Source organism: Candidatus Phytoplasma prunorum (genome assembly GCF_036924415.2).
Lineage (GTDB): Bacteria > Bacillota_I > Bacilli_A > Acholeplasmatales > Acholeplasmataceae > Phytoplasma > Phytoplasma prunorum.
This window is the reverse complement of sequence record NZ_JAZHCY020000016.1, coordinates 1-10,825: the sequence shown is the minus strand read 5'-3', so window position 1 is coordinate 10,825 and position 10,825 is coordinate 1. Positions and strand designations below refer to the sequence as shown.

Here is a 10,825-nt window from a genome sequence, read left to right as displayed (position 1 = left end):
TCTAAGTTGGTTATTTCTTGCTCTTTATCGTTAGTTAACTTATCAATTTTAATTTGTAAATCAACTTTTTCTTGTTCTAATTTATTTAATTTAAATCTATATAAAACAAAATTTTTCGTATCCAATAGTGTTTTATTTGATTTATTTAAACTATTATTTTTAGAAAATAAACTTTTCCTAATTAAAAATATTAATACCAAAAAAAACAAAAATATAAAAATTAATTTTTTAAAAAAATAATTATTATTTGACAAAAATTTTTTCCTTTCATTATTATTTATTATTCTAATCTTTATGTTAAATATTTTATTTATTTTTCAATATTTATTAAATTTTTAGTTAATTAACTTTTTATAAATTAATAATTTTTTTATTAATTTAATTATATTAATAACTATTTATTGGATTTAAATTTATAATTTTATTTAAAAAATCATTAAAATGTTATTTTTTTATTAATTAATAGTTAATTTCATAATCATATTTTATGCTCTAATAATCAAAATAATGTTTCTGATCAAAATTTTATTACATTTTGTTAATAGAACAATTAACAAAACAAACAAATAAATGTTAAAATATTATTATATGTCTAATAAACTAAATAATAACATTTAACCAAATAATTACCATCTAGTTAATTTATAAAATAAATCAAAAAATAATATCTTAAAAAATTTAGCAAAAATTAATATAATAACATTATTAAGATTTAAAATATTTTATATTAACATAAAATATTTAAATTATTATTTTTAAAAATATAATTAATAATATGCCAACCAATAATGATATCATTAAAACAATCAAAATTATTTAAAAAATCAAAATATAATTAAAATTCCTCCATTTTTTATCCATGATTAATCAATAATAATTACTAAAAAATAATAAAAAACAAATAAATTTGATTTTTTAATAAAAAAATAATGAATATTATTAAAAAAATAATATTTATCTTAAGATTTTTATTCAAAAATTATTTTTTATTAAAATAATAGCATATAATATTATCATAATGATAAAATCAAAAAATTATTAAAAAAAAGATTTTAAACCATTATAATAAAATAAAAAAAATATATTTAAAAAAACTTAATAAAAATATCTTAATAAAATTAAAGATATTTATTCTTTACCGAAGTTTCAATAAAAAAAATTAAAAAATAATTTTATAAATGGTCTCGTTAAAAAAACTTTAATTATATCAATTATTTATTTAATATATTTAATAATTTGTTTAAAATATTTATTATGGAGATTTTTTATCATAAAAAATATTAATATATATGGGTTCAATTCCTGATATCTCCACTAAAATCTATATTTTAAAATTTAATTTTTTTATTTTTATAAAAAAATAAAAATATTATTTTTTTTAATTTATATAAACAAGAAAGGAAGTTTAAAAAATATGTTTTTTTCAAGCATCATCAAAACTATAATTATATTTATTTTAGGAGCTATCATCGGTAGTTGTTTATATCATTATCATATTCAAAAAACTTATTCATTGAACATTGATTTTAATACACTTTTAGGTTTACAAAATAATAGCAATTTTTTATATAATATTTCTTCTTATTGGAAACAATTTATCCAATATCTTATGGAAAAAATAAATCTTTAATAATGAACAATTATCTTTTTGATCATCAATGATAAATATATTTTTTAAAAAAAATTATTTATATTATAGTTAAAAATCGAACAAATAAATACTTATATTTATAAACCCCCATTTGAATATTAAAAAAAACTTCATAACCTAAAATTAACATGATTAGAAAAAGATATATATGATAATATAATAAACGGAGAGAAAATGAAAATAAAATTTTCCGAATTCAAAAAAACTACTATTTGAATAATAAATAATTTAAATTATTAAAAAAATAAAATTTTTTTCATAGAAAATCTATTAAAAATCAAAAATAATTTTCTCTTTAAAATCTCTCAAAAAATTATTCTCAAAATAAGAACAAATATTAAAATAAGGAGTATATTTATAATGTTAAAATTAAAAAATTCGTTTAAAATAATTAATTTTAGTTTATTTTGTTTATTTATCTTATTTAGTAATCATTATATTATGGCAATAGAAAATCATAACGACAACACCGAATCAGAAATTTACAAAATAAATGATCAAATTAATAAATTATCTATCGAAAGAAATCAAATAATTACAAAAATTTTAAGTTATGAAAATAGTAATTCCGAAATGATATCAATTTTAGAATCAAGATATCAAAATTTAACACAAATAATCATTAATCTAGAACAACAAATAATAATTTTAATAAAAATCCGTAATTGTAATCAACAAACAAATCATCAAAATCATGACCAAAATCCTTATAGAGGCAACAATTATTCCCATACTATATAAAGATATACAAAATTTTAGTTTTTTAAATATTTTAATTTTGAATTTAAATCATAAAATTAATCATCCCAATAATAAATATTTTTTTACTACTGAAATTTCTAATAAAAATTTTACTAATTAACTTTTTCTAATCGAGATATTTACGAAATTAAATAAAATTAAAAACAAAAATAAAAATTATCATTTATTTTTGTTTTTAATATGGTAATGATTTTTTTATTTTTAATTAAAAATAAAATTAAATTAACACTATTTTTTTATTAAAAAGTGCTATAATTTAAATTAAAAATCAATCAAGTATTGAAAATCACATTTTTTTTGACAAAAAATATTTTAAACCAAATATAGTAAAAATAAAATACTATTTTTTAATAAAAAAAACTCATTAATTTTTATAAAAATGTTCAAATGACAATTAAATATTAATCATAATAATTTACATTAAAATAAATTTTACATTATTAATAAATAAATAAATTATGATTATAGCATCTAACAACTCTCAAACTTTTCTTCGAAGAGTCTTTTTTTTATATTACAACAATAAATATATTAAAATAGAACCAAAATAGAACCTATTTCATCAACATTAATAATTTAAAAATTCAAAAACAACATACTTATTTATGATCAATTAATATAAGTAATGAAAAAATTAAAATAGAAAAAACCTTTCTATCAATATATAATTAACCTTGTTTAGATATTAAAAAAATCACCAAATCGGTGATATAATTAAAATATTTAATTGTTAAAAAAATCATCAAATGAAAAAATAAATACCATTAAACAAAAACATTTTTTTTAATAAATATAATTTTTAAATTATTATTTTGTGATTTATTCTTTTTCAGCAATAAATTATAATTAAATTCAACCAAACTTAATATAATTTCACAATTAGAACCTCAAAATACCTATTCTATGGTGAATAATAAAAATTATAAGATTATAGTTAAAATTAAATTTATTAATCATTATCAAATTTTCATTAAACTAATTTTTCTATTTCTAATTGTGTAATTGTTTCTTTTTTTAAAAGTAAATTAGCAATTTTATCTAATAATATTTTATTTTCAACCATTATCTTTTGAGTTTGACCATAACAATCATCAACTATTTTTTTAATTTCTAAATCAATCATTTTTTTATCTGAAAATTCAGAATCTTGGGTTACTCCTAAATCACTCATTCCATATTTAGTAACCATTAATCTAGCAATTTTAGTTGCCTGTTTAAAATCATCAAATGCTCCCGAAGAAATATCATCAAAAATTAATTCTTCCGCTACTCGACCACCTAAAAATGATTGAATTTGTGCTAACATTCTTTTTCGCGAAGAAAAGAAAGTTTCTTTTTCAGGAATCATTAAGTTATATCCACCCGTATGTCCCCGCGGAATAATAGTTATTTTTTGTACTTTTTGTGCATGTTTTAATTTTATCCCAAGAACAGCATGTCCGGCTTCATGATAAGCCACCATTTTTTTTTCTTCAACGTCATATTTGACAGATTTCTTAGCCGGACCCATTAAAACTCGATCAATCGCTTCTATTAATTCTTCCATACTAATTTGAAATTTTTGATTACGAATTGTTAAAATAGCAGCTTCATTTAAAACCGCAGCTATTTGAGCGCCGCTCATCCCCAAAGTTTGTTTCGCTAATTGTTGAAAATCAACTTCCGAACAAATTTGTTTATTTTTAGCGTGCACTTTTAAAATTGCCTCCCGAGCTTTAACATCTGGTAAACCAACAGTAAATTTACGGTCAAATCTTCCAGGTCTTAACAAAGCAGGATCTAAGATATCCGCTTGATTAGTAGCACCGATCACAATAATACCTTGGGATTTGTTAAAACCATCCATTTCAGTTAGTAATTGATTTAAAGTTCGATTTATTTCTAAAGAACCACCGTTTGAATTATCAAAACCACTTCTTTTAGCACCTAAAGCATCAATTTCATCAATAAACAACACACAAGGAACATGATTTCGAACTTCTTGAAATAATTCTCTTACCCGACTAGCACCAACGCCAACATATTTTTCCACAAAATTAGAACCAGAAACAGCATAAAAAGGAACCTTCGCTTCCCCCGCTAAAGCTTTCGCCAATAAAGTTTTACCAGTACCCGGAGGACCTTCTAGTAAGACACCTTTAGGAATAACAGCTCCGATGTCTTTATATTTTCGAGGTTGTTTTAAAAAATCAATTAATTCTTTCATCTCTTCTTTCTCTTCTACGTTACCCGCCACATCTTTAAAAGTAAACAGAGATCTTTGTTCTGAAGAAACTTTATATTTTTTAGAATTTGGAGCAGCATTAAGAAAATTTGTCCCCCAATATCCTAATAATAATAAAGTACTAATAGGAGCTAAAAAAGAACTTACTGGAGCTTTTATATCATTTTGAATAAACATATTTATGTCATAAATTTTTCTAAATCGATAAATTAGTTGTGAAGATTCCGGATTGAATACAAATTTATCTAAATTTGTTAATATAAAACAGAAAAAATAAAACCAAATTAAAACAAAAATAGTATTTCTTAAGGTAATTTTCTTCCAAAAATTTAAAATTTTTTTATGATACATAAGCGAAAAAGTCCTTTTTTATTTAAAATTATTATTAATGAAATATTTTAATTTCTTTGATTATAATCTTCTATTAAAACAGCAATCGGAATATAAACATATGTTTTAAAAACAGAACATAATATTTTTTCAAATATTTCTTCATAAGTTTTTTGTTTAACTTTTTGTAATTCAACAGAAATATTTCGGAAATCATACGAAATTAATTTTTGAATGTATTGATCAAAAAAATCCCAAAATTGTGCCATCGTGCAATTCAAAGTACCATCCGATTGATTGATACCAGGATAACTCATTTCTTGCCAAAGAAATTGTTCATCCTCCGGAATATCCTTCATAATAATATTTTCTTGGGGTGTTCGTCCTTGAAAAAAACCTTCATCAATTTCTGCGCCAGAATTTTTTTTAGCCTCTAAAAAATTTTTTAATTCTAAAAAATCAAAAGTTATTTTTTGATTATTGTTTAATATTTCTTCATGTTGAAAAAAATAATATCTAATATTCTGTAGACAATCAGTAAAATCATGATAAGGATCATTTTTTGATAAAAAATTCTGTAATGCTAAATTAGATTCATATTTTTTATCAACTTCGATTAAAGTTAATTGTTCTGATTTTAAACCCTTGTTTTTAATGAAAATACTAAATAAATGATTAATATTTTCTATTATTTTGGTTTTAATATCTTTTTTTAATGATACTAATACATGATTAACATCATTATCTATATCTTTTATATCACAACTAACTTTCATGTATTCCATATCCATGTCATCATAAATTTTAATTTGATAATTTTCATTTTTTTGATCAACCGTTAATTGGTCCCAACTAACAGTTAAGAATTTTAAAGCTTTATCAAAATCATAACCTTGTTTAACTAAATCAATTTCCTGATAAAGTTTGTTACTTTCTGAACTTTGAGAAAAAAAAGGAGAATTAAAATATTTTTGATCTTGAAAAAATTCTTTGGTAAATAAAACTGAAGTTGGTTGTAATATTTCATTATTGATTTCTACTATTTTTTTTCTATCAATCGCATAATATAAAGCTTTAGCAAAATCACTTAATTTTGTTAAATTATTACTATTTTTAGATTTGATAAATTCTAAATAAATTAATTGTCCAGTGTCTGGAATATATTGTTTAAAATCATTAGGTGTAATTAGATTATATTCTCGTTCTTGATTTTTTTGTTCTATATATTCTTTATTTGTTTCTGAATAATCATAAAACAAGAACAAACTGATAACACCAACTATTAACAATATCAAAGAAGTTATTATAATATTTTTTTTATTTTTCAATAACATTAATTTAATTTTTTTCAACATTCATACCCCAATAACTTTTATCCTGAAAATAATTTTTACTTTTAATATTCTAAAAATTATAACAATATAAAACCAAAAAAACAAGTTAAAAGCTTTTTTAACTTGTTTTTTATATTTTTTCATTATATTTAGAAGATTATTTGTTTTTTTAATTTCCAAAATTTTAATTTTTAATTTTATTTTTTAAATAAGGAATAATATTTTGTAAATCTTTATAAGTAATTTTTTTACGAGATAATAATAATTCAGCAATATATTCTAAATATTTTTTATTGTGTTTAAAAATAAATTTAACTTTTTGAATAGCTATATTAATAAATCTTTTAATTTGAGATTCAGAAAATTGATGTTCTAATAATTTTTTTTTAATGGACGTTAAATCAGAACCACAACCTTCTCCTACTTTATAAAAAGGAATCTTATTATCATCTTTTAAAATCAATTCAGCTGCAAACCCACCCACACTAACTAAAACTTCTAACATAGGTTGTTTTGAAAAATAAAGAATATTAGTTACACCTAAAAATTTATTTCGAGGTATAATATTAGCCGAAACAAATTGACATGTTGTTCGATATTTATTATTTGATTGCAAATATAAAGAAATTAAAGTATGACCTGCTTCATGATAAGCAGTATAATATTCTTCTGAATAATGTTGTTGATAATCAATATTATCGAATGTCGGAGATTCTTGATCAGAAATAGTTTCATCGGATGAGTTAGAAAATACATATCGATAAACATCACAAAAAAAATTATCAATACTGGTTTGATGATTTAAATATATAAAACTCAAAAATAATATTTCCAATAATAATATTATAAAAACAAAAAATTTGTTATTTTTTGACTTATGTTTTGGATTTATTTTATCATGATAATAATATTTGTCGTTATTTTTAAACATATAAAAATTTATTACCTCCAATAAAACAAAAAAATATTTTTCGTCAACTAATAATATTTATATTATTAATTTGTAATAGATTTTCGATAATATTTTGATAAAATAAATAATTTATTAACATAAAAAATAATTAATTTTCGTATTGTATTATAAGCTATATAATTTTTTGATTTTTATTTTTATAAAATTAATATTATTTTTAATCTTTATGATGAATTTATTATCAAATATTGATATATTATTCAACATTCTTAATTATCAAATATATAACTTAATCATAAATATAATAAATATATTTCAACTATTTGATGATTTTAAATATATTTAACATATATAATTTGATTGTTATTTTACCTATTGTATTTATATTATTTTTTATATGTTATCACACAATAAATATAGTTTTAATTATAAAATTGATAATTATTTGAGAAAGTTATTTTTAATTTTAGTTTTGATTAAATTTAATTTATATTTGTAATGAAAACCCAACCCGCACAAAATAAACATCAATAATAAAATAGTTGATAAATAAGAGTACTATTTATCATTATATAAAAAAAGTGCTTCCGAAAATTTAACGATAAAAATTAACATTTTTTTTACATTTACAATTTAATTATAACATAATTTATTTTTTATGAATATTAAAACATAAATGAAATATTGAAGAATTTCAACAATTTTTGTTTTTTAAAAAATTATATAAACTTTTAAAACACCTCTCATATTCATTAATATATTTATAAAATAACGAACATTGATTATTTACCTCATGAGGAAAGTAAATTTTTGAATTATATAAAATTTCTTGAATAATTATATAATCATGATCTTAAAAATAAATTTTTAGGTATTTTGCGCCTAATTTTTTCTAATTTCCTCATAAATATAAATTTTATACCCTGTTTAAAAATAACATTAATCTTCTTAATTTAGCCAGATTTAAAGATACTTAAATTTAATTTTAAATTTTACTTTATGTTCATCTAAGTAATTTTGGATTATTTTTTATAATTTGATAATTTCTTATTATTCAAGTAATTATTTTAGTTCATCTTCAACTTTGGTGATTTATTTTTTACAGAGTAACTTCTCTTTATCATATTCAAAAATATCAGTCATGATTTTTTCATCAATCTAATAATAAACCATTATTTATTTTTTGTTAGTAATTTTTTATTTTTTGATTTAGATAATTATATTTTATAATTAAATCTTTTTTTTGTATTTGTTAAAACATCATTAAATAACTATTGTTGTAATATTATTTGTTATTATAAAAAATACTGATAATTTTCATCATCTAAAATTTCTTTTTTATTCAAAATTTGTTTTTTTTAAACTACCATATTATGATTGTTATTAATAATTAAACATAAACCTAAACCAATAAATAAAATAACTTAAAATAATGATAAATGTTTTTTAAAATTAATCATTTATAATCCTCATTGCGTTGTTCATTGATTTACCTCTCAACCAAGGAAAGGTAGTAAAGTGATTATAGTTTTCTTTTAAAATTTATTCTTTAAGAATTTTTCGATTTTAAGAGAACTTTATTCATGATAAAACCAATAATCAATAAAGAAACAAGAGGTAAAAAAACTCTATTAAAAATATGAATTAAAATATGATTTTTAATTTGGTCATTAATAAAATCATTTAAAAAAGCTAGAAAAATTAATACTCCATCAGTTAAAAATAAAATTGAAGTAAAAGATAACTTAATTTTTTCTTTTAAAAATTTTTGATAAATATCCATACCACCAGTAGTATATCCATATTTTCTAATTTGAGCTAAAGTATAACCAAAAATAATGCCACCAAAAATAGAAGCATGAAGAAATTTATTTGTTTTATGATCAGTAAAAAATTTAAAATAATCATCATTAATAAATTTAAAAAAATAAAAAATATTTATTTTTTCATTTAGTTTAAATATTATTGCTTCTTTATGTTGTAAATATGAAAAAAATTTTAAATTAAATATCAAAATAAAAACAATTAAACAAGTTTTTAAAAAAACAGTTTTTGATTCTCTAAAAAAACATAAAATTAAAGCTAGTATATTTAATATTACATATGAATTATAATTATACGAAAAACCAGGAGTATTTGTAATTTGTTGAGGAAATAACTTGCCTAAAACAATACATAGACCATCTATTCCACCATTTACAAAATCGCTTTCAAAAGAAAACAAATTTATTCCTATAGCTAAAATAAAAATATTAATAAAAATAAAAACCCATTTATAAAAATTAATTTTCATTATTTTTAAAACTTTCCATTTATTTATGAATTTATAATTAAAATAAAAATCAGAAATTATTATTTAAATATAAATAAATATGTTTTTTTATATTATATAATATCTAAAGTATTAAGTATCAAAACTAATTAATAATAAAAAATTACTTCAAATATTAATATTCAGAAATCGTAAGTTTAAAACTTTTTTAAAATTTATTTTATTAACATTAATAATATGAGAAATTATACTAATTTTAAAACCAAAATATAATAATTGACTGTAAAACCAGAAAATGATAACAAAAAAACATCCAAATAAATTAAAAAAATCGTTTATTAAATTTAATTTAAATTAACATAAAAAAATATTTTTTAGAAAAGTTTTTTTCTTTTGGATTTTTTTAAATTTAATTTCTATTTATTATTATATATTATATTAATTTTAAATTTACAAATCAAATATAGGATATTTGATTTATTCCTTAAAACTAACCATCGAATAAAAATTCATTTTTAGATTGATTAATGATTTCAGAATTAATTTTTTTTAGATTAATTTCTGGGGTTTTTTCTGTTGGTGTAATTATTGTAGTTCTCTGGTAAATAATAACACCAACCAAAACCAAAATAATTAAAACAATAACTATTATTTGCGAACATTTTTTAATAAAATTTATGAGTTAATGACCTTTTCATTAATAGTAATAATAATTTTTATCTATAGAAAAATTATTACTATCATTTTATAATTTTAATAATTAGTGAAAAGCTTTTAAATAAGTTTTTATTTTATAAATCAAAAAAAACCGACATTTTAAAGTCGGTTTTTAGTTTAATTTTAAAATATTTGGTTTAATTTATAGTTAATTAGTATATACGTTTTCTAATATTATTTTTGAATAAATATAAATTTTATCAAATAAATATCATAAGTTATTGTTTAACATATTAAATTATGAAAAATATTTTATAAATTGTTTCATCTTGTTATTTATTAAAATAACAAACGTCTTAAATATATCCTACAATATATTAATAACATTGCTCTTGATAATTTTTTAAAACTTGGAAATAACAACATTCAGTTTTGTGAAATTGTTATCATTTAAGCTTTTTTAGATTCTTGGTTTTTTTGCTTTAATTAAATTCTTTTTTTTTAAATAATTGTTGTAGTTCATCTTTAGTTATTTTTTGACCACTATCTTTATCATATTCAATGATATTAGCAATACTTTCGCCTTTAGGACTATAATTAATTTTTTTAATTAATTTACCAGTATCTTTATTATATTCGTAAATAACCTTAATGATTTTACCATCAGCTTGATATTGAGTGA

General features: G+C 18.6%; 9 protein-coding genes. 2 read left to right on the top strand and 7 right to left on the bottom strand.

Annotated features, from left to right (window positions below; all coding sequences use genetic code 11):
- The coding region (locus V9D86_RS02320; RefSeq protein WP_334331195.1) for a hypothetical protein at positions 1 to 254 on the bottom strand (254 nt) is incomplete at its 3' end.
- A gap of 1,160 nt (positions 255 to 1,414) precedes the next feature.
- On the opposite strand from V9D86_RS02320, the gene V9D86_RS02315 reads away from it, so the two are divergent.
- Together V9D86_RS02315 and V9D86_RS02310 are read left to right on the top strand one after the other, a co-directional pair.
- Positions 1,415 to 1,630: a hypothetical protein gene (locus V9D86_RS02315; RefSeq protein ID WP_334331194.1), complete on the top strand. Its 216-nt coding sequence runs from the start codon at positions 1,415 to 1,417 to the stop codon at positions 1,628 to 1,630.
- Positions 1,631 to 2,011: 381 nt separating this feature from the next.
- Positions 2,012 to 2,392 carry a hypothetical protein gene (locus V9D86_RS02310; protein WP_334331193.1) on the top strand — a complete coding sequence of 127 codons (381 nt, stop codon included), beginning with the start codon at positions 2,012 to 2,014 and terminating at the stop codon, positions 2,390 to 2,392.
- Between the two features lie 991 nt (positions 2,393 to 3,383).
- Here the strand turns inward: V9D86_RS02310 and ftsH are convergent.
- From ftsH to V9D86_RS02280, 6 genes are all read right to left on the bottom strand, one after another.
- The gene (ftsH, locus tag V9D86_RS02305; protein ID WP_334331192.1) at positions 3,384 to 4,814 is read right to left on the bottom strand and encodes an ATP-dependent zinc metalloprotease FtsH; all 1,431 of its coding nucleotides are present in this window, start codon (positions 4,812 to 4,814) and stop codon (positions 3,384 to 3,386) included.
- Between the two features lie 221 nt (positions 4,815 to 5,035).
- A complete protein-coding gene (locus tag V9D86_RS02300) occupies positions 5,036 to 6,319 on the bottom strand; it encodes a hypothetical protein (protein ID WP_334331191.1) in 1,284 nt (427 codons plus the stop codon).
- Between the two features lie 166 nt (positions 6,320 to 6,485).
- Entirely contained in the window at positions 6,486 to 7,232 is a 747-nt protein-coding gene (locus V9D86_RS02295) for a M41 family metallopeptidase (RefSeq protein WP_334331190.1), read from the bottom strand.
- 1,531 nt (positions 7,233 to 8,763) lie between these two features.
- Positions 8,764 to 9,507, bottom strand: coding sequence for a YitT family protein (locus V9D86_RS02290; RefSeq protein ID WP_334331189.1), 744 nt, complete (start codon positions 9,505 to 9,507; stop codon positions 8,764 to 8,766).
- A gap of 469 nt (positions 9,508 to 9,976) precedes the next feature.
- Positions 9,977 to 10,114, bottom strand: coding sequence for a hypothetical protein (locus V9D86_RS02285; protein WP_334331188.1), 138 nt, complete (start codon positions 10,112 to 10,114; stop codon positions 9,977 to 9,979).
- A gap of 511 nt (positions 10,115 to 10,625) precedes the next feature.
- Positions 10,626 to 10,825 (bottom strand): DUF2963 domain-containing protein (locus V9D86_RS02280; protein WP_334331187.1); only part of this gene is annotated, 200 nt, incomplete at its 5' end.

Bases quoted from the DNA above. Each gene is read 5' to 3' on its own strand.
- V9D86_RS02290 (WP_334331189.1), bottom strand. From the start codon at position 9,507: ATGAAAATTAATTTTTATAAATGGGTTTTTATTTTTATTAATATTTTT.
- V9D86_RS02310 (WP_334331193.1), top strand. From the start codon at position 2,012: ATGTTAAAATTAAAAAATTCGTTTAAAATAATTAATTTTAGTTTATTT.
- ftsH (WP_334331192.1), bottom strand. From the start codon at position 4,814: ATGTTTATTCAAAATGATATAAAAGCTCCAGTAAGTTCTTTTTTAGCT.
- V9D86_RS02295 (WP_334331190.1), bottom strand. From the start codon at position 7,232: ATGTTTAAAAATAACGACAAATATTATTATCATGATAAAATAAATCCA.
- V9D86_RS02315 (WP_334331194.1), top strand. From the start codon at position 1,415: ATGTTTTTTTCAAGCATCATCAAAACTATAATTATATTTATTTTAGGA.